Below are 18550 nucleotides of genomic sequence, written 5' to 3' on the forward strand. Positions count from 1 at the left end.
TCAGAGCGCGTCCAGCGTGTCCATTTGCCGGCGCATCTCGCGCCGGATGCGGGTCAGGTCGTTCACCGTGTCCCCGGCGATCGAGGCGATGACACCCAGCCAGCGGCCACTCAGGCGCACATTGTTCAGCGCACAGCGTGGCGCCGCCGTCAGCGGTGTCGCCCGCACAATCTCCAGTGACTCCCGCACCGCGCAGCGCAGCGTATCCCCTGTCGCCTGCAGTGCCATACGGTTGGCGTTGCCGAGAATCTCCAGTGATTCCAGTGTCGATTCCAGCCCGGCCCACTCGGCAACCACGCCGCGCTCGATGGTACGTCGGGCGCTACGCCGCAGTTTACGTGCGAGGTTCCGGAACTCGCGGTCTACACGCGGGCCGAACACCGGGTCGCCGGTGGCCTGTAGCCGATCGTCAAGCTCCAGTTCCTGCCAGTCGGCCGGCGTCAGTACCGCTTCAATACGGGGGAATACCAGCAGTTCTTCACTCTGCATGTGGCGATTGCTGTTGGCGATGTAGTCACGCCCGGCGCGCACCACCTCCTCGCCAGTGGCATTTCCCGCGCGCCAGCGGCCGATGAGCCCCTGCAGGGCGAGGGCGTTCTTTGCCATGGCGTCGTGTTGTCGCTGCAGGCTGTCCACATCATCGGCAATCTGTTCGTCGAGCTCCGCCGCGCGGCCGTAGATGAGGTCTTCACGCGGGTGATGATGGCGATCTGCCCACCCGACCATGTACCCCATGATTTCGTACAGCACGTGACTGTCGACCGGCCCGCCACTTTCTATGGCATCCAGTTGCTCCGTCATGAGCCCGGAGATGCGCGTGAGGTGTACGTGTTCCGCACGCAGTGTGGCAATCAGCGGTGGCATAGTGTGCAATGTGGACATGTCGACGCTCCAACGCGGTCGCTAGCTCGTTCGCGGCAGGGTAACCCAGGCCGTCCGGCAAGTGTATTGATCTGGCGCATGGCAACGGCCTGCGCCGGGGCCTGTTCAGTCGGAAACCATCACGGCAGGTATCCCCAGCACGTGGCGCAGTCGGTCCTCGCGCTCATCGAGCAGATCCGCCAGGGTGTATTCATCGAGGGCGGCGATAAATGCGTTGAAGGCCTCGCGGAGTGCGCGGGTCAGTTTGCAGTGACCCTGTATGGCGCATTGCCCGCCCTTGTCGAAACATTCCACCAGCGCCGTGGAAGGCTCCATGCGCCGCACGACATCGCCGACCACAATGTCGCTCGCCGGGCGGGCCAGGGCCAGGCCGCCGCCCTTGCCCCGCGTGGCTTCGACAAAGCCGTGTTTGTGCAGATATTGCACGACCTTGGTGAGGTGGTGGCGGGATACGTCGTAGGCCTCCGCGATGTCGCGGATGGTGTGGCGTCCACCCGGGCTCACGCCCAGGTAAATGAGTGTACGCAGGGCGTAGTCTGTGTATTGGGTCAGTCGCATCAACCGGCCTTCCCGTCGATTCGCGGGCGTGTGAGTATCGGGAAGTAGCGCCAGGTGAACAGCAGGAAGGCCGCGACCCAGCACAGCGACGCTGCGTGGATTCCAAAGGCCCAGGGCAGCCAGCCTGTCCCCGCGATGACGCGCAACAGGCCGGCGAGAATTATAAGCCCGAATGCCCACGTGATACCACCGGGCAGGGCCAGAGGCCTGCCGGTGTGGCCCAGCGCCACCCGTGCCATCACGCCGAGGATCATGGTGCCCATCGCGCCCGCGCCCAGGGCATGCAGCCATACGGCGTCGCTGACCAGGGCAAACCCTGCCAGCCCCCGCAACAGGAAGCTGACCGCTACCCACAGCAGCCCGATATGCAGGATGAGCAGCAGCGGCTCGGCGCGCACCTGCCAGCCGCGCCAGAGCAGGGTGCGCAGGCCGGCGGACAGGCCGGCAAGCAGTGCGACACAGGCCAGTAGCGGTTCCGGTAGACCCCGGCTGGCCTCAGCCAGCACCAGCAGCAGGGTGCTGGCCAGTGTCAGTACCTCCAGCCAGCGGTAGCTGGTGATCGCGGGCGCCTGTTGCCCCTGGCGTTGCAGCCAGTTGCGCGAAAACGCCGGCGTGATGCGCCCGCCGACTACCAGAATCAGGCCGCCGGTGAGCAGCATTGCGGCGCGCAGCCAGTGCGTTGCGCCGGAGAGATGGTACGCGACGTCGCACAGCCAGAGCAGGGACAACACCGCCAGTATCGGCAATTGCCGCCACTGCCGGGTAGCGACAATCGGGCGGGCGGCCAGCAGCGCGACAGCGGGCAGGAACGCCAGCTCCACAAGCATTGCCAGGACGGGATGGGTGCCGAACAGCATCACTCCGCGCCCCGCCAGCCACAGCAGCCAGAGTGCGGCCAGTGTCCAGCCAGCGACAGGCCGGGTGCCCGTCCAGGCGCACACGGCGGTAAGCAGGAAGCCGGCGATGGCACTGTTGACGAAGGCGCCGAGCATTTCATGCTGGTGCCAGTCCAGTGCGGGCAGGGCTGGCTGAGCCGCGCTGCCGCTTAGCAGGAAGAACAGCCACAGCGGGATCAGCAGCAGTGCGCTGACCGCCGTCGACAGGAAAAATATCCGAAACGGATAGCGAAACGGGACAGGGGGTTGCGATGTCACGCTGTGCATGGGCGGCCTGCTTGATCTGTGTCAGGTTTCTGTGAATAGAACGTGTTTTCACTCGCATCACCGACAAATCGTGGCGTTGCAACGGTTGACGGCCCGGGCGCCGCGGTGTGAGAATAAAAACATGCATATTATATGCATTTTATAACGGGCGTGTCTGCGGGGTTACTGCAGAATACGCAAGGGGGCAGCAATCATGATGGAATCACTCTCTCGTTCAGCGGCGCGCAATATCTTCTTCGGCGGCTCGCTGTTCTTTTTCCTTGCATTCGCAGGGCTCACCGCGCACAGCCACTGGTACATGGTGAACGTGTCGACTGACAAGGAGGGCCTGACCGAGAGCGTCGCGGCGGGCAAGCATGTCTGGGAGAAGCACAGCTGTATCAACTGCCACAGCCTGATCGGTGAGGGTGCATATTTTGCACCGGAGCTGGGGAACGTGTGGACCCGCTATGGCGGTCGGGAGAATCCGGACGCGGCGCGGGCCGGGATCAAGGGCTGGATCAGGGCGCAGCCGCTGAATATTCCGGGGCGCCGGCAGATGCCGAAATTCGACCTCAGCGAACAGGAACTGGACAACCTGGTGGATTTCTTCCGCTGGGCAGATTCGATCAACACTCAGGGCTGGCCGCCGCACCCGGTAGGTTGAAGCCTTCGCAGAATAGAGTCCGGCGCACACGCAGGCAGGAGAACGCAATGAAATACGAAACGCAACGGGTCGCACTGCCCTTTTTCGCAGTTGCCATGGCGCTTTTTGCGCTGCAGGTCATCTTCGGCATTCTGGCCGCCACGGTGTACATTCTGCCGGAGTTCATGGTGGATCTGGTGCCCTTCCATATCATGCGCATGAGCCATACCAATCTGCTGATTGTGTGGTTGCTGATGGGCTTCATGGGCTGCACCTATTTCCTTCTGCCCGAAGAGGCAGAAACCGAGATCCACAGCCCAATGATCGCCTATATTCAGCTGGCCATCTTCGCGGTGGCCGGTGCGGGGGCGCTGCTGAGTTACCAGTTCGGGATTCACGAGGGCCGAGAGTTTCTCGAACAGCCCCTGTGGTCCAAGATACTGATCACCGTTTCCTTCCTCATGTTCCTGTACAACACCAGCATGACGCTGCTGCGCGGGCGCAAGACGGCGATCAACTCCATCCTCATGCTCGGTTTGTGGCTGGCGGCGATCTTCTGGCTGTTCGCCTTCTACAACCCGTCCAACCTGGCGCTGGACAAGTTGTACTGGTGGTGGATCGTCCACGTGTGGGTCGAGGGCGTGTGGGAGCTCATCATGGCGTCCCTGCTGGCCTACCTGCTGATCAAGCTGACCGGCGTGGATCGTGAGATCATCGAGAAATGGCTCTATGTGATTATCGGCCTGGCCCTATTCTCCGGTCTGCTGGGCACCGGGCACCACTACTACTGGATTGGCGCGCCGGGGTACTGGCAACCGATAGGCAGCTTCTTCTCCACCCTGGAGGTGGCGCCATTCTTCGCCATGGTGATGTTCGCCTTCTACATGTTCTGGAAAGGCCGTCGCAATCACCCGAACAAGGCCGCCATGCTCTGGACCCTGGGCAGTGCGACTGTGGCTTTCTTCGGCGCCGGGGTCTGGGGCTTCATGCACACGCTGCACTGGGTGAACTATTACACGCACGGCACCCAGGTTACCGCGGCCCATGGTCACCTCGCGTTCTATGGCGCCTATGTGATGATGGTGCTGGCGGTGATCACCTACGCCATGCCGCAGCTGCGACGCATACAGCCCTTCAACCAGATCATTAATATGTGGAGCTTCTGGTTGATGACGGCGTCCATGTGCTTCATGACCTTTACCCTCACCTTTGCCGGTGTGGTGCAAACCCACCTGCAGCGGGTCATGGGCATCAACTACATGGAGGTACAGGAGCAGCTGAGCCTGTTCTACGTGATGCGCCTGGGTGCCGGTTGTGTGGTTGCCGTGGCGGCAGTCGTGTTCCTGTGGGCGGTGTTCGGCCCGGCACGGGAGGAAATGCCTGCCGGTGAAACCGGGCTGGCCAACGCATGAACATGCCCGAGCCAAAGCCGCTCCCGCGGGAGGACATTCCTTATTACGAGCCAGTGGGAGACGAGTGTGAGCTGTTCGAGCGGGCCTGGCAGCACGGCCTGCCCCTGCTGCTGAAGGGCCCTACCGGCTGCGGCAAGACCCGCTTCGTCGCGCATATGGCGGCGCGGCTGGGCCGGCCATTGTTCACCGTATCCTGTCACGACGATCTCACTGCCGCGGATCTCACCGGCCGCTTCCTGTTGCTGGAAGGGGAAACGCGCTGGGTTGACGGCCCCTTGACGCGTGCGGTTCGCGAAGGCGGCATCTGCTATCTCGATGAAGTGGTTGAGGCGCGCAAGGACGTCACCGTTATCCTGCACCCGCTGACCGACGACCGCAGGCTGTTGCCTCTGGAGCGCACCGGCGAACTGCTGCAGGCGCCCCCCGAGTTCATGCTGGTGGTGTCCTACAACCCCGGTTACCAGAACGTGCTCAAGGCGCTGAAGCCCAGTACGCGCCAACGGTTTGTCTCCAGCACCTTCGACTTTCCACCGGTAGATCAGGAAGTCAGCATCGTGTCCCGGGAGAGTGGGCTCGCCGCAGAGCGCTGCCGTGCACTGGTAAGCCTTGCACAGCGCCTTCGCGCGATGAAGGGCCAGGATCTGGAGGAGGGCGTATCCACGCGCCTGCTGATCTACTGCGCCACGCTGATCGCATCCGGGATGCCCATTATGCAGGCCACTCGCGCGACGCTGGTGGAACCACTGACCGATGAACCCGATGTCCAGGAGGCCTTGCTGGAAGTGATTGCGATGGCTTTCGGCTCGGACTGAGTCGGTCGCGCAGCGGAGCCTGGCCCATGTTGCATCTGCTCGAATTCGAGGAGCTTGTGGGTCGCTACTGGCATCGGTGGGCCTCCGCCACCAGCAGTTATCCGCACCATCCGCAGGCTGCTGTGCATCTCGATGATATCGCCCCGGTACTGGCGGTGTTTTTTCGCGCTGTCGGCGGGGAGGGGGGCGCCGCGGTCGGTGCGATTGCCCCCAGGGAATCCGGCCACCGCCTGCGTCTGCGCCAGCGTCTGGGCTTTGATCGTGAAGTGATGGACCTCGCGCGCATCGACGAAGAGTCCCTGCTCCTGCCCCCGTGTATCGACCTGTTTCCCGACAGGGCCCTGAACCGGGACCTGTACTTCTGGCTGGCAGCCCACGCCGCTGCCCTGCAGTCGCCGCCTGTTGCCGACAACGCGGTGCAGGCCGACCTGCTGGCCCTGCGTGCCGCCCTCACGGCGGCGGAGCGGGTGTGCAGGGAACTGCCCGGCTTCCGCGCGCGCTACCAGCGGCTGTGCAGTGCGCTGCTGCCGCTGCGACCGCAGCGCAAGCTGCCGGCGCTGGAGCAGGCCCTGGAGTTCGTGATTCGCCACGCCCTGGGTGAAGATACCCCGGCATCGGCCTTCGCCGCCCAACTGGTGACGCTGGTCTCCAGTCCCGGCGTGTCCGTCGAGAATGTCCAGGCTCCGGCACATTACCACCCGCCGTTGCCGGTTCCCCTGTGGGCGACCCGCTTCAGCCTGGGTACCCGGGACGGGGAGCGATCCGGTACCGAGGACGAGGACAACCCGACGTCTGTGCGCGACCAGCAGGAGGGCGGCAAGCGCAAGGCCCGTCGGCAGCGACAGGACCAGGCCGAGCGCGAGGACTCGCTGATTTTCAACCGCTTCGAGAAAATGCTGTCCTTTGCGGAGATGGTCAACGTCAATCGCATGGTCGACGATGAAGAGGATGAGGACGCGGGCAAGGCCGCTGAGCAGCTGGAGGAGATCACCCTGAGCCCGCATCAGCAGCAGGCCGCGGCCCGGATGCGTATGGATCTCGATCTGCCGCCGGGAGAGGCGCTGGGAGCGCCGTCGCTGGCGCGGGTCACCTATCCGGAATGGAACTATCGCAAGGGGGTTATGCTACCGGCACATTGCACCGTCTTGCCCGGCGAGCAGGCGGCAGATGGCGAGCTCTGGCAGCCGGACGTGGCGATGCAACAGCGTGTGCGCCGTGTGCGACGGCAGTTTGAGGCGCTGCGACCCAAGCGCATGCTGCTGCGCGGGCAGCTCGATGGCAATGAGCTCGATATCGACGCAGTGGTGCGCGCCCAGGCAGACCAGTGCGCGTCGGGCAGTAGCAGCGATCGCCTGTATGCCGATGCCCGTACTGTGGAGCGCGACCTCGCTGTCTCCATACTGGTTGACGTATCGCTGTCCACGGAGGCCTGGGTGGATGACCGGCGGGTTATCGACCTCGAGAAAGAGGCCCTGCTGGTGCTGGGGCACGGTTTGCAGGCTTGCGGTGACCAGTTCGCGATACACAGCTTCACGTCCCGGCGTCGGGACAAGGTGTGGTTGCAAACGGTGAAGGATTTCCGTGAGACCATGAACCACAGCGTGGAGCAGCGCATAGGTGCATTGAAACCGGGACATTACACCCGCATGGGCGCCGCGATTCGTCACCTCACCAGCGGTCTGGCCGAGCTCGGTCAACGTCATCGGCTTTTGCTGCTGCTGACCGATGGCAAGCCCAACGACAGCGACTACTATGAGGGCCGCTACGCGCTGGAGGACACGCGCCACGCGGTACGCGAGGCGCGCCGCGCCGGTGTGCGGGTGTTTGCGGTGACCATCGACCGGGAGTCACAGGGTTACTTCCCGCGTATTTTTGGTCGCGGTGGTTACTCGGTGGTGTATCGGCCCGAGCACCTGTCCACAGCGCTGCCCGCAATCTACCGCCAGATTGTCGCGCAGTAGAACACTAGCTGAACAACAGGCTGCTCGGCCGTTCAATGGGGAGATTGGATGTGAGCCGGTGAATGCCCACGCCGCAGCGCGCCACGAACCAGACCAGCAGCGCGGTGATGTACAGGTAGCCGAAGGTCCAGGCTGCCAGCGGTGCTACGGCGAGTATGCCCAGCAGTTGCCATAGCCCCACGGCAGCAGCGGATGCTGCCACCATCCACCAGAATGTACGCACCTGGAAACGCAGGTGACTGCGTACCCAGGGGGCGCTGTGTCCCAGCCGGTAGTGTGCGAGCAGCGCACCCAGTGGCAGCGTCACCAGACTCATGATGGCCCCGAGATACAGGCCATAGACGATAATGGCGGTGCCGCGGCCCGGCGAATCCTTGCCGGTCTGTGCAGACGGATTCCGTGCCTCCTGTGTATCCGGTTCCGACACGCCAACCTCCCGTCAGTTGATGTTCCAGGTGAGCTTCATGGACGCACTGCGTCCCGGCGCGAGCAGGTTTTCGGTGGATTCCCGATAGTCGCGGTCGAACAGATTCTGCAGTTCCACAGCAAGCAGCAGGCGCTCGCCCAGGCTGACACCCAATGCCGCATTCACTGTCGCCCAGCCGCTGCGCCGGGTTTCAACCAGGCCCCTGGCCCCCGGCTCCACCAGCAGGGACCCGCTTTCACCACGCAGGTACACATCTGCCCACAGCGAGTTCCAGAGCCCCGCGAACCGGGGTTCCAGCATGATCCCCGCGCGTCCCGCCAGGGCCGGGATGCCCGTGTCCCAGGTGTCGAAGCTGCCGAAATCGTTGTTGCGCTGCATCCAGGTCACATTCAGGTAGGGTTGCAGTGCCTGATCGGCTGTTTCCCAGGCTAGGTACAGCTCCAGACCGTGTGCGTTGGAGGACCCGATGTTGCGGTACAGTTTATCCGTCGGACTCAGGCAGCGGTCGGCAGCGGTGCAGAAGATGTGGTCGATGTAGTCGCTGGAATCGGCAACGAACAGAGCGGCATCAACCGTCCACGGCCCCTGCATCAAACGCCAGCCCAGCTCGTAGTTGATACTGGTCTCGGGAGTGAGCTCGCTGTTCGGATTGACAAAGCTGGAGCCGGCGTAGGCGCCTGTGGCCAGCTGCATCAGCGAGGGATAAAGATAGCCCTCCGACACGTTGGCACGCAGGGCACTGCCGGGCCCCGTGGACCAGTTGAGCCCCGCTGAAGCGATCAGGTGGCTGTCGGAATCCAGCGGCGCGGCGCGTAACCCGGGCCGGTTGCTGCGATCCAGTTCGCCATCCACCTGGTAGAAGCGGGCGCCCACCATGGCGGTGAGGGTGTCGCCCAATGCCCAGTGGTCCTGCACAAAGGCGGCCAGGGTGCGAATGCTGGCTTGGTCATCGATCCGCTCAATACCGGTGGTAGCGACCGGAGTCCAAGCGCGCGTATCCACCTCGCGGCCTTGATCCACTTCGTCATTGCTGTACTGCAGGCCGCTGATCACGCGATGCTCGCCCCAGGGCAGCCAGTCTGCCTGCAGCAGCAGGCCATCGCTGCGCAATGTGCTGCGGGTGTCGATGTCGCGGCGATACCATACGGTTTCCGTGTTGCTGACGAAGTGGCGCAGGCTGTCCTGGGTGAAACCGGAGATCACCAGTCGGTCCAGCGCGGCGGAGGCCGGTTCCCAGCTGTAATCCAGCGCGAAGCGCTCCCGGTCGCGCTGCGGTGTACTGAGTGCCAGATCGACCAGCGGAAAGGTGCTGCGTGCGGCCTCTTCTACAAAGATGTCTGATCGCGATTCGTAGCGATCCCAGGTCAGCCCCAGGGCATGATTGCCCGCCACTTTTTCCAGGAAGCCGTAGTAGCCCTGATTCTCGAATGCGGTGTTCTCGGCGCGGCCCTCGGGTGTGCGGCGCAGGCTGTGGTCACTGTCGGCGGCCGCCAGTCGATAGCTCCAGCCGTCCTGCAAACCGTGCACGCTGGCAAACAGGGTGTCGCCGTCGGTGGTACCGTCATAGCTGCCTTTCACGGTGGCTTGCAGCGGCGCCGTACCGCCCTTCAGCGTCATCAGGTTGGTGACGCCACTCAGGGCCTTGGAACCATAGAGTACCGACCCGGAGCCGCGCAGCACTTCAATCCGGCCGAGCATATCGGGGTGTATGGTCAGTGGCGTACCCACTTCGCTGTGGTCCGCCAGTTCGTGGCTATCGACCAGAATGGCGCTGCGCCGGGAGTCTTCACCGCGGATACGGATGCGTTTCAGCCCGGCCTGGCCTGAATCGGACACCTGCAGCCCGGGCACGTCGCGCAGGAAGTCGGCCACACCGCTGGCAGTCATGCGTGCCAGATCTTCGCGCGTCATCACGCTGAGACTGGCGCTGCTGTCGAGAAGGCGCTCCTCGACGCGGCTGGCTGTCACCACCACTTCTTCCAGGGGCATGTCGGCGCTGGTGGCGGCAAGCCCCGGCATCGCGCAAAACAGCAGGCTGCGGGCCATTGCGCGTACTGCGGGGTTGGGCCGTGGGCGGAATGTCGGTCTGCGATAGATCATGAGATATCCAATGGGTTATTGCTGTGGGCCCGGACCCGGACAGGCTGCCGCCTGCTTGAGCGCAGAGGCCAGCGCCGGATCGTCCCCGGCCTCGAGGGCCCGCCACAGTTGTGTGTAGTCGGGGCAGTGTGCATCCCTGCCAGTACCGGGGGGCTGATAGATGAAACTGCATTTGCGCAGGTCGGAAGCCAGTGCCGAGCGTTGCAGCGCTGACAGTGGCCTATTCGTTGTGCGCAGCGCTCCCAGCGTGGCAGTGCAGTCGACACGCCACTGCGTTTCCATGTCGTGGCTCCTGGTTGTAAAGCGCTCGTTCACGAGGTCGCTGTCGACGCTGCTCGCGCCGTTGGCGACGCCCGCAAAGAGCATCAAGCAGCTTATCCAGCGTTTCATGCGCTCAGTAAACCGCATTCTGCACGGGAATAAAATGATGCAGATCATTTGCGTCTTATAATCAGCCGTCTATGCTGGTTGCCATCATGTTGCGAGGTCGAGTGCTGTGTTGAGCTACCGGTTAGTGCTGCCTGCCATGCTCTGGCTGGTTGTTGGCCTTGCGCTGGCGCCCGTCAGCGCCCGGGCTGTCGATGACACTGCGGTACAGCAGTTGTTGCCGGGGGTCAGTGTCGCAGCGCCCGTGCCTTCAGTGCCGGGCCTGTTCAGCGCGGACGCACCGGGAGTGGGCCGGGTGCTGTTCTTTGAAACCAGCGATTTTGTGCATATCCCCGCGTATTCGGGATCACCCGTCAACCTGCTGGTGGGCCTGACCGCAACGGGCGAGTTTCTGGCGGCCAGCGTGCAGGCGCATGCGGAGCCGATACTGGTCGTGGGTATCACAGATAGTGACCTGCAGGCCTTTGTGAACCAGTTTGTCGGCAAGCGCGCGTCTGATGCCATCCGCGTGGGTGCCCAGGGCCGCGAGGGCTATGTCGGCATCGACGGGCTGAGTGGCGCGACCATCACAGCCATGGTGATTACCCGCACCATTACGCGCGCCGCGGAGCAGGTGCTGGCGGCCTACGCGGCTGCGGGCGCGACGGCCGCGCCGGTGGTGGGCGCAGGGGTGCCCGCGGTGGCTTCGCCGGCCGAGCCGGAGTGGCACTGGAGCTGGCAGCAGCACCGTGTGCAGGTATCGGTACTGGCGGTCGCCCTTTTTGTCCTGTTGCTGGTGCTCTTTCTGCAGGACTGGCTGGTGCAGCACAAGCGGTTGTTCCAGCGTTTTCGCCTCGCCTGGCTGGTGTTCACGGTGGTCTTTATCGGCTGGGTGTGTCACGCCCAGCTGTCGGTCGTCAACCTGCTGGGTTTTGCCCGCAACCTGGCGGGCGGCTTTTCCTGGGAAAGCCTGCTGCTGGACCCGGTAGTGTTCCTGCTCTGGGCGTTTGTCGCCTTGAGTATCCTGCTCTGGGGGCGCGGCGTGTACTGCGGCTGGCTCTGCCCCTTTGGTGCGGCCCAGGAGCTCTTATCGAAGGCGTCGCGCGCGCTGGGGTTTGCCGGTTGGCAATTCCCGCATGCGGTCCATGAGCGCCTGTGGGCAATCAAGTATCTGATCCTGCTGGCGATTCTCGGGCTGGCGCTGGACTCCATGGCCAATGCCGCGCGTCTGGCAGAGGTTGAGCCCTTCAAGACGGTGTTCGTGATGCAGTTCGACCGCCCACCCGCTTACGTGCTGTACGCGGTGCTGTTACTGGTGATCACGGTGTTCAACAGCAAGTTCTACTGCAAGTATCTGTGCCCGCTGGGTGCGGCCCTGAGCTTTGTCACCCGCTTCAAGGTGTTTGACTGGCTGCGTCGGCGTGTGGAGTGCGGCCATCCCTGCCAGACCTGCGCCCGGGAATGCCAGATCGGCGCCATACGCCCCACCGGGGAGATTATCGACAATGAGTGCCACTACTGCCTGGACTGTCAGGTGACCTACTGGGATGAGCATCGCTGCCCGCCACTGGTGCGCAAGCGCAAGAAGCGCTTTCAGGGCCAGTTGCCGGAGCACGCGGTGATTGCGACCGATGCGGCTGGCAGTCGGAGGGAAAGTTGACCTGTGTCATATTGTCGACTAGAACATGCAGATAATATGCGTTTTAAGAGGCGCATTGAACCTGAGCGCCATTAAGGGGAAGGATGATGAAAAGCAAAGCAAGCAGCTGGAAGCAACGTGCAGGCGCGGGCCTGTTCTCCGTGACACTGGGCTTGAGCGCGGCGGCGTTGGGCCAGGACAAGACCGACCACCCGGGTGTGACGCCGGGTGAAATGGCCTACAAGGGTGCCCCGGTGCCCGCCGGCGAGATGAAGCGCGTGATCTCGCCCGGTGCCCCGGACATGACCCAGGCCGAATTTGACCTGGCCACAAAACTGTACTTTGAGCGCTGCGCGGGCTGCCACGGCGTGCTGCGCAAGGGCGCCACCGGCAAGCCGCTGACCCCGGACATCACCCAGGAGCGCGGCACCGAGTTTCTCAAAGTGCTGATCAACTACGGATCTCCCGGCGGTATGCCCAACTGGGGCACCTCCGGCGACTTCACCGAAGAACAGATCGACATCATGGCGCGCTTCCTGCAGCACGAACCACCGGCTCCGCCGGAGTGGGGCATGGCCGAGATGATGGACACCTGGGAAGTCCTGGTGCCTGAGTCCGAGCGTCCCTCCAAGCCGCAGCACAGCTACGATGTGGACAACATCTTCTCGGTAACCCTGCGGGATTCCGGTGAAATCGCCCTGATCGACGGCGACAGCAAGGACATCATCACGATCCTGCAAACCGGTTACGCGGTGCACATCTCGCGGGCCTCTCACTCCGGGCGCTATGTCTACACCATAGGCCGCGATGCCAAGATCGACATGATTGACCTCTACATGAACCCGCCGCAGCGTGTGGCCACGGTCAAGATCGGTCTCGAGGCGCGCTCTGTGGAGACCTCCAAGTTCCCCGGCTACGAAGACAAGATCGCGATTGCAGGCGCCTACTGGCCCCCACAATACGTGCTGATGGACGGCGCTACGCTGGAGCCGACCAAGATCATGTCGACCCGCGGTATGACGGTTGACACCCAGGAGTACCACCCGGAACCGCGTGTGGCGGCGATTGTGGCGTCCCACGAACATCCCGAGTTCATCGTCAATGTGAAGGAGACCGGCAAGATTCTGCTGGTTGACTACAGCAATCTCGATGCGCTGTCCGTCACGACCCTGGAAGCGGCACGCTTCCTTCATGACGGCGGCTGGGACGCCAGCCACCGCTACTTCCTCACGGCTGCCAACCAGTCTGACAAGATTGCGGTGGTGGACTCCCGTGACCGGAATATCGAGGCCCTGGTGGACGTGACCAAGATTCCCCACCCCGGGCGCGGCGCCAACCTGGTCGACCCGGAATTCGGGCCTGTCTGGGTCACCTCGGCGCTGGGCAACGAGAACATGACCTTCATCGGCACGGATCCGGAAAACCACCCGGAGCAGGCCTGGAAAGTCGTGCGCACCCTGAAAGCGCAGGGCGGTGGCTCGCTGTTCGTCAAGACGCACCCGAAATCGCGTAACCTGTGGGTGGACAACACCCTGCACCCGCAGGAGAGCGTGAGCCAGTCGGCTGCCGTCTACAATATCGACGACTTTGACGCGGGCTATGAAGTACTCCCGATTGCCAAGTGGGCGGGGATCGAAGAGGGGCCCGCGCGCGTGGTGCAGCCGGAGTACAATGCGGCAGGTGATGAGGTCTGGTTCTCGGTGTGGAACGGCATGGAGCAGGTGTCTGCCATCGTGGTTGTGGATGACAAGACGCGCAAGCTGAAGCATGTCATCAAGGACCCACGCCTGGTAACACCTACCGGCAAGTTCAACGTGTTCAACACGCGCAAGGACATCTACTGATATGCGTTCACGGTTGTCAAACGGCAACAACGTGAAGGGGCCCTGCGGGGCCCCAAACGTTCTCGCCAACAGTATTCGTTGCCTGCTGCTGGGCGCCGTCAGCCTTGCCGCGCTGCCGGGCTTTGCAGCCGGTGACAGCACCGACAGTGTGGTGGGCATGATCAGCGATGGCAGTGCCCATCTGGATTTTCGCTACCGACTGGAATACGTGGATCAGCAGCCCCTGGCAGATACCGCGCTGGCCTCCACCCTGCGTTCACGGCTGACCCTGGCGTCGGCCGCCTGGGCGGGGGTGTCATTTGAACTCGAAATTGATGACGTCACGGCGCTGGGCAATGACCTCTACAACTCCACCACCAACGGTGAACTGCGCTACCCCGTGGTGGCGGATCCCGAGGGCACCGAGGTGAACCGCGCACAGCTCGACTACCGCGCGGGTGCGCTGCACGGCACCCTGGGTCGCCAGCGTATCCTGCACGGCAATCACCGGTTTGTGGGCAACGTGGTGTGGCGCCAGAACGAACAGACCTACGACGGGCTGCGTGCACAATGGCAGCCCGCCAGCGGCCTGCAGCTGGATGCCAGTTATGTGTACCGCGTCCAGCGCATTTTCGGGCCCGACGATGGCGCACAGCCTGCGGATTGGGATGGCGACATCGGTCTCTTGCGCGCCACGTTCTCACCGGCGGAGAAACAGAGCCTCTCGGGCTTTGTCTATCTGCTGGATATCGACAGTGACGCCAACTACGCGCCGGCCCTCACCATTGCGAACGCCACAGACACCGTGGGCGTGGAATACAGCGGCCAGTGGTCGGGTTTCAACCTGAACATGGCGCTCGCAACCCAGTCCGATGCCGGTGACAACCCGGCCAGCTACCGCGCAACCTATTACAACGTGGATGCGGGCTGGACCATGCCGCTGGCCAAGCTGGAGCTGGGCTATGAGGTCTTGGGCAGTGACAACGGCGAAGGTTTCCGCACGCCGCTGGCCACCCTGCACAAGTTCCAGGGCTGGGCCGACAAGTTTCTGGGTACGCCGGGCGACGGTATCCGCGATACCTGGTTTGCCGTGTCGGGGCGGCGCGACAGCCTCAACTGGCGCGCGGTCTACCACGACTTCCGCACCGACAAGCACCGTCGCGGCCTCGGTTCGGAGCTGGACCTGCTCCTTGGGTGGACCCTCACCCCCAGGGTGTCGCTGGAGCTGAAGGCAGCCTTCTTTGAAGGCGATGGTCAACCCGCCTATCGGGATACTGACAAAGTCTGGTTGACCGCGCAGGTGGCGCTGTAGTCAAGTGCGACAGGCGGCACTGCCGCCTGTTACTTGCGCTCTGAGGCGAGAATAAACGCTTCCAGCGCCTTGTCGACACCGAATACGTGGCGTCGCAGCCACTCGGTCAGAAAGGTCGCCACCAGAGCGCGAAAGCCGGCGTCATCTTCGTTCTGCGCCAGAAGCGACGCAATCTCCTCCCGGAACTGATTGTGTGCGGCAACGTGAGTCTCGCGCTCGGGGTAGGCGAGCGCCGCCATGTAGTGTTCCTCCAGGGCAAAGTGGCTCTCCGCATAGTCATGCAGGTGGCGCACGGCGTCGATGCCGGACTCCGGCTGGGCAATGAGCTCCAGGATGGCGAACAGCGTCTGGTGCTGCGCGTCCTGCCAGAGAATGTCGCTGGTTTTCTGCATACTGAAAAACATAGCTCATCTGCCCTGTCTGTACAGCCGTCCCGTTCAGTATGGCTACCCGGCGTGGCTATTTTTCACGCGGTCTTCCAGACCGGCGTGCTGTGCTTGCCCCGGCGTACATCCGGCCCGCTATACCTGACGTGCCTGGGGCGTTAAGCTTGCACAGGGCGGTGTTCAGACCCTGCCGCCGCGCAGCCGCGGGTTTGCGCCCGAATACATCGAACAAGGAGCCTGCATGAGCCAGAATGTCGACCCCACACGCGAGCAGTTTGATCGCTTCAAGTCGCTACCGCGTGACACCCCTATCATGATGCTGAACCTGGTCCGCCTGAATGCCCAGGCGGTGTATCCGGACGGTGAGACCATCACCGGTGCGGAAGCCTACGATCGCTACGGCAAATTCAGCGGCCCCGTGTTCCAGCGCCTGGGAGGGAGCATTCTCTGGCGCGGCAGACCCGAGTGCGTGGTCATCGGTCCTCCGGACGAGCACTGGGATGTCGCCTTTATCGCGCTCTACCCGAATGCTGGCGCGTTCATGGCCATGGTGACCGACCCGGAATACCGTGAGGCCGTGGTGCACCGTCAGGTGGCGGTTGCCGATAGCCGACTCATCCGCATGGGGCAGTCGGAAGCCGGGGCGGTATTCAGTGCCTGAGACCGTATTGATGGGCACCTGCGTGTGCCGGAGGCAGCGATGAACTGGATTGTGCAGGGGCTTGACCGGGAGCAGTTGCTGGATCGTTTGCCGGCGATCGGTGGCGCCTTCCGGCAGTTGTACGAAAGCGTGTTTGAACTGCCGCAGGTGTCTGCGGAAACGCTGGAGTTGTGCCGCCTGCGACTGGCGCAGCTGCACCGCAGCGCCGCCGATTTTGCGCTGGAGGAGTGTCCGGTGTCCGCGCCACAGCGTGCGCAGCTGCAGGACTGGCCGCAATCGCCACTGTTCAGTGACGAGCAACGTGCCTGCCTCGCGTTTACCGAGGTGTACGCGATGGATTGCAGCGCCATCACGGATGCGCAGGCCGACGCGGTCAAGGCGCACATCGGCGAGGAGGGTCTGGTGGCGCTGCTGCAGGCGCTGGGGGTTTTTGATGGCCTGATCCGTCTGGGCCTGATCTGGCAGGCAAAGCCTGCGGGGGTACGGCAACATGGGCAGTAATGCGCGCGTACAGGCGCCTGCACAGAATACGGGCAACGTGATCCGGGACTCCGCGCTGGGCATCGTGCCCCGCACAGTGGAGCCCTATCTGGCCCTGAATGCGGCAGTATGGGACGCCGGCCCGCTGTCGGCCGCGGAGGTGGAGCTGGCACGGTTGCGCAACGCGCGCCATACCGGCTGCGTGATGTGCCAGGCGGTGCGTTACGATGTGGCGATCAGCGACGGCTTGACGGAAGAGAAAGTCCAGATGATCCGCGGCGCTGAGCCGGATGCCGAGCTGTCGGCGCGGGAGCGCCTGCTGGTGGCGTTTGTCGACCAGTACAATCTGGATCCGTCCGGGATTGATCAGGGACTGCAGAATGCGCTGCTGCAGGAGTTCAGTGAAGCCGAGCTGCTGCACCTGTCGCTGCTGGTGGCCTGGTTCAATGGGTCGTCGCGCTGTGCCGTGGCGCTTGGTGGCATGCCGGATGCCATGCCGCGCATGGAAATCAGTATCCCGCGCTAGAGAGCGCCCGCCCCGGGCATCGCCCCGGGGCGGGTCAGTGGCAGGCTATTTCTGATTGAGAAAATGGCCGTACTTTTTCATCGCCGCCTCACGCTGGGTGGGCGTGTGGTAGGTCGGGAACAGGCCGGGCGCGGGCTTGTAGTCGCGCAGGACGGTACGCGCCACGGTTATCTTGTGCACTTCCGACGGGCCGTCTACCACGCCCAGCTCCGGAATGTTCGCCCACATGGTCATCAGCGGCACTTCGTCTGACATGCCCAGGCTGCCATGCAGGTGCATGGCGCGGTAAATGACTTCCTGCAGGATTTTCGGCGTCGCAGCCTTGATGGCGGCGATTTCCTTGCGCACCTCCCGGTTGTATTCCTTGTACTTGTCGATCAGCCATGCCGTGTACAGCACGTGCAGCCGGTACTGCAGAATCTGCGTGTAGCTGTCGGCTATCTTGTCCTGGGTCATCTGCTTGGTGGCCAGCAGTTCGCCTTTGGTGGTCCGGCTGAGCACGCGCTCACACATCATATCCATGGCTTTCTTCAGCACGCCGACGCTGCGCATGGCGTGGTGCACACGGCCACCGCCGAGACGCGTCTGCGCCACCAGGAAACCCTTGCCCTCTTCGCCCAGCAGGTTTTCGGCCGGCACACGGCAGTTGGTAAAGCGGATGTAGGCGTGTACACCGTCACCCTGCTCGACATACGGGCCAACAGCGGAGTTGCGCAGGATGTCCATGCCCGGCGTGCCTTTCTCCACCAGGATGATGGACGCGCCTTCGTGGATGGGTACGTCCGGGTTGGTCACGACCATGACCAGCAGGAACTCCGAGAAGCGTGCGTGCGATGCGAACCACTTTTCACCGTTGATCACCCACTCATCACCTTCTCGCGTGGCGGTGCAGGTGAACTCCGCCGGGTCTGCGCCGGCCTGCGGTTCGGTCATGGAGTAGCAGGAGGCAATTTTGCCGTCCAGCAGAGGCTGCAGGTAGCGGGCCTTCTGGTCGGGTGTACCGTAGTGGGCAAGGATTTCGGCGTTGCCCGAATCCGGGGCCTGGCAGCCGAATACGCTGGGGCCAAACCGGCTGCGCCCGAGAATTTCGTTCATGAGCCCGAGCTTCACCTGGCCGTAGCCCTGGCCGCCGAGTTCGGGGCCAATGTGGCAGGCCCACAGGCGCTTCTGCTTGACGATTTCACGCAGCGGCGCCATGGCCCTGGCGGCGGGGGAGTCGGGGTCCCACGGGTCTCCGGGTTCGCGGAAGACGAGATCCAGCGGCTCGATTTCCTCGCGGGTGAAGGTGGCAATCCAGTCCAACTGCTGCTGGAATTCGGGGTCAGTCTCAAAGCTCCAACTCACGATGATATCCTTTATGGTTTGGTTTCTGGTTGAGCTTGGCGGCTGTTCCCGGCATGGGTTGGGGACACTGCGC

The 18550-nt window shown here is 63.4% G+C and carries 18 protein-coding genes; 10 read left to right on the forward strand and 8 right to left on the reverse strand.

Going from position 1 to position 18550, the window contains the following annotated elements:
- The 3 genes from AACZ17_RS10640 to AACZ17_RS10650 all read right to left on the reverse strand — a co-directional run bounded on the left by AACZ17_RS10640 (position 1) and on the right by AACZ17_RS10650 (position 2603).
- Positions 1-882, reverse strand: a complete 882-nt coding sequence (locus tag AACZ17_RS10640) for a hemerythrin domain-containing protein (RefSeq protein WP_290745705.1) — start codon at positions 880-882, stop codon at positions 1-3.
- A gap of 105 nt (positions 883-987) precedes the next feature.
- Positions 988-1440, reverse strand: coding sequence for an Rrf2 family transcriptional regulator (locus AACZ17_RS10645; protein ID WP_290745707.1), 453 nt, complete (start codon positions 1438-1440; stop codon positions 988-990).
- The gene (locus AACZ17_RS10650) at positions 1440-2603 is read right to left on the reverse strand and encodes an NnrS family protein (RefSeq protein WP_290745710.1); all 1164 of its coding nucleotides are present in this window, start codon (positions 2601-2603) and stop codon (positions 1440-1442) included. The genes AACZ17_RS10645 and AACZ17_RS10650 overlap by 1 nt, the downstream gene beginning before the upstream one ends.
- Before the next feature lie 193 nt (positions 2604-2796).
- Between AACZ17_RS10650 and AACZ17_RS10655 the strand changes: the two genes are divergently transcribed.
- Genes AACZ17_RS10655 through AACZ17_RS10670 form a run of 4 tightly spaced genes read left to right on the forward strand, consistent with a single transcriptional unit; the run spans position 2797 to position 7413 of the window.
- Positions 2797-3249 (forward strand): cytochrome c, encoded by a 453-nt coding sequence (locus AACZ17_RS10655; RefSeq protein ID WP_290745712.1) that lies wholly within the window; start codon positions 2797-2799, stop codon positions 3247-3249.
- Between the two features lie 47 nt (positions 3250-3296).
- Positions 3297-4640, forward strand: coding sequence for a cbb3-type cytochrome c oxidase subunit I (locus AACZ17_RS10660; RefSeq protein WP_290745715.1), 1344 nt, complete (start codon positions 3297-3299; stop codon positions 4638-4640).
- Positions 4637-5452, forward strand: a complete 816-nt coding sequence (locus AACZ17_RS10665) for a CbbQ/NirQ/NorQ/GpvN family protein (RefSeq protein ID WP_290745718.1) — start codon at positions 4637-4639, stop codon at positions 5450-5452. The genes AACZ17_RS10660 and AACZ17_RS10665 overlap by 4 nt, the downstream gene beginning before the upstream one ends.
- Before the next feature lie 26 nt (positions 5453-5478).
- Positions 5479-7413, forward strand: a complete 1935-nt coding sequence (locus AACZ17_RS10670; RefSeq protein WP_290745720.1) for a VWA domain-containing protein — start codon at positions 5479-5481, stop codon at positions 7411-7413.
- Positions 7414-7417: 4 nt separating this feature from the next.
- Here AACZ17_RS10670 and AACZ17_RS10675 read toward each other — a convergent pair whose 3' ends face one another.
- The 3 genes from AACZ17_RS10675 to AACZ17_RS10685 are packed head-to-tail and all read right to left on the reverse strand — an operon-like array spanning position 7418 to position 10306.
- Entirely contained in the window at positions 7418-7840 is a 423-nt protein-coding gene (locus tag AACZ17_RS10675) for a hypothetical protein (protein ID WP_290745723.1), read from the reverse strand.
- A 12-nt stretch (positions 7841-7852) separates the two neighbouring features.
- On the reverse strand, positions 7853-9940 hold the full coding sequence (locus tag AACZ17_RS10680; RefSeq protein WP_290745726.1) for a TonB-dependent receptor: 2088 nt from the start codon (positions 9938-9940) through the stop codon (positions 7853-7855).
- Positions 9941-9955: 15 nt separating this feature from the next.
- Entirely contained in the window at positions 9956-10306 is a 351-nt protein-coding gene (locus AACZ17_RS10685) for a hypothetical protein (RefSeq protein WP_339638248.1), read from the reverse strand.
- Positions 10307-10439: 133 nt separating this feature from the next.
- Between AACZ17_RS10685 and AACZ17_RS10690 the strand changes: the two genes are divergently transcribed.
- From AACZ17_RS10690 to AACZ17_RS10700, 3 genes are all read left to right on the forward strand, one after another.
- Positions 10440-11966, forward strand: a complete 1527-nt coding sequence (locus AACZ17_RS10690; RefSeq protein WP_290745733.1) for a 4Fe-4S binding protein — start codon at positions 10440-10442, stop codon at positions 11964-11966.
- Positions 11967-12052: 86 nt separating this feature from the next.
- Positions 12053-13789, forward strand: a complete 1737-nt coding sequence (locus AACZ17_RS10695; RefSeq protein WP_290745736.1) for a nitrite reductase — start codon at positions 12053-12055, stop codon at positions 13787-13789.
- A gap of 1 nt (position 13790) precedes the next feature.
- A complete protein-coding gene (locus AACZ17_RS10700) occupies positions 13791-15080 on the forward strand; it encodes an alginate export family protein (RefSeq protein WP_290745739.1) in 1290 nt (429 codons plus the stop codon).
- A 29-nt stretch (positions 15081-15109) separates the two neighbouring features.
- Here AACZ17_RS10700 and AACZ17_RS10705 read toward each other — a convergent pair whose 3' ends face one another.
- Positions 15110-15484, reverse strand: coding sequence for a hemerythrin family protein (locus AACZ17_RS10705; protein ID WP_290745742.1), 375 nt, complete (start codon positions 15482-15484; stop codon positions 15110-15112).
- 223 nt (positions 15485-15707) lie between these two features.
- On the opposite strand from AACZ17_RS10705, the gene AACZ17_RS10710 reads away from it, so the two are divergent.
- Genes AACZ17_RS10710 through AACZ17_RS10720 form a run of 3 tightly spaced genes read left to right on the forward strand, consistent with a single transcriptional unit; the run spans position 15708 to position 17133 of the window.
- Entirely contained in the window at positions 15708-16127 is a 420-nt protein-coding gene (locus AACZ17_RS10710; protein WP_290745745.1) for a DUF1330 domain-containing protein, read from the forward strand.
- Positions 16128-16166: 39 nt separating this feature from the next.
- Positions 16167-16628: a hypothetical protein gene (locus tag AACZ17_RS10715; RefSeq protein ID WP_290745748.1), complete on the forward strand. Its 462-nt coding sequence runs from the start codon at positions 16167-16169 to the stop codon at positions 16626-16628.
- Entirely contained in the window at positions 16618-17133 is a 516-nt protein-coding gene (locus AACZ17_RS10720) for a carboxymuconolactone decarboxylase family protein (RefSeq protein WP_290745751.1), read from the forward strand. Before AACZ17_RS10715 ends, AACZ17_RS10720 begins: the two co-directional genes overlap by 11 nt.
- Before the next feature lie 45 nt (positions 17134-17178).
- On the opposite strand, the gene AACZ17_RS10725 is transcribed toward AACZ17_RS10720, so the two are convergent.
- Positions 17179-18477: an acyl-CoA dehydrogenase family protein gene (locus tag AACZ17_RS10725; protein WP_290745754.1), complete on the reverse strand. Its 1299-nt coding sequence runs from the start codon at positions 18475-18477 to the stop codon at positions 17179-17181.
- Positions 18478-18550: the final 73 nt, after the last annotated feature.

The sequence above is a fragment of the uncultured Haliea sp. genome (assembly GCF_963973825.1).
GTDB lineage: Bacteria > Pseudomonadota > Gammaproteobacteria > Pseudomonadales > Halieaceae > Haliea.

Coding starts and splice junctions, on each gene's coding strand:
- AACZ17_RS10640 (WP_290745705.1), bottom strand. CDS start 882: ATGTCCACATTGCACACTATGCCACCGCTGATTGCCACACTGCGTGCG.
- AACZ17_RS10645 (WP_290745707.1), bottom strand. CDS start 1,440: ATGCGACTGACCCAATACACAGACTACGCCCTGCGTACACTCATTTAC.
- AACZ17_RS10650 (WP_290745710.1), bottom strand. CDS start 2,603: ATGCACAGCGTGACATCGCAACCCCCTGTCCCGTTTCGCTATCCGTTT.
- AACZ17_RS10655 (WP_290745712.1), top strand. CDS start 2,797: ATGATGGAATCACTCTCTCGTTCAGCGGCGCGCAATATCTTCTTCGGC.
- AACZ17_RS10660 (WP_290745715.1), top strand. CDS start 3,297: ATGAAATACGAAACGCAACGGGTCGCACTGCCCTTTTTCGCAGTTGCC.
- AACZ17_RS10665 (WP_290745718.1), top strand. CDS start 4,637: ATGAACATGCCCGAGCCAAAGCCGCTCCCGCGGGAGGACATTCCTTAT.
- AACZ17_RS10670 (WP_290745720.1), top strand. CDS start 5,479: ATGTTGCATCTGCTCGAATTCGAGGAGCTTGTGGGTCGCTACTGGCAT.
- AACZ17_RS10680 (WP_290745726.1), bottom strand. CDS start 9,940: ATGATCTATCGCAGACCGACATTCCGCCCACGGCCCAACCCCGCAGTA.
- AACZ17_RS10685 (WP_339638248.1), bottom strand. CDS start 10,306: ATGCTCTTTGCGGGCGTCGCCAACGGCGCGAGCAGCGTCGACAGCGAC.
- AACZ17_RS10695 (WP_290745736.1), top strand. CDS start 12,053: ATGAAAAGCAAAGCAAGCAGCTGGAAGCAACGTGCAGGCGCGGGCCTG.
- AACZ17_RS10700 (WP_290745739.1), top strand. CDS start 13,791: ATGCGTTCACGGTTGTCAAACGGCAACAACGTGAAGGGGCCCTGCGGG.
- AACZ17_RS10705 (WP_290745742.1), bottom strand. CDS start 15,484: ATGTTTTTCAGTATGCAGAAAACCAGCGACATTCTCTGGCAGGACGCG.
- AACZ17_RS10710 (WP_290745745.1), top strand. CDS start 15,708: ATGAGCCAGAATGTCGACCCCACACGCGAGCAGTTTGATCGCTTCAAG.
- AACZ17_RS10715 (WP_290745748.1), top strand. CDS start 16,167: ATGAACTGGATTGTGCAGGGGCTTGACCGGGAGCAGTTGCTGGATCGT.
- AACZ17_RS10720 (WP_290745751.1), top strand. CDS start 16,618: ATGGGCAGTAATGCGCGCGTACAGGCGCCTGCACAGAATACGGGCAAC.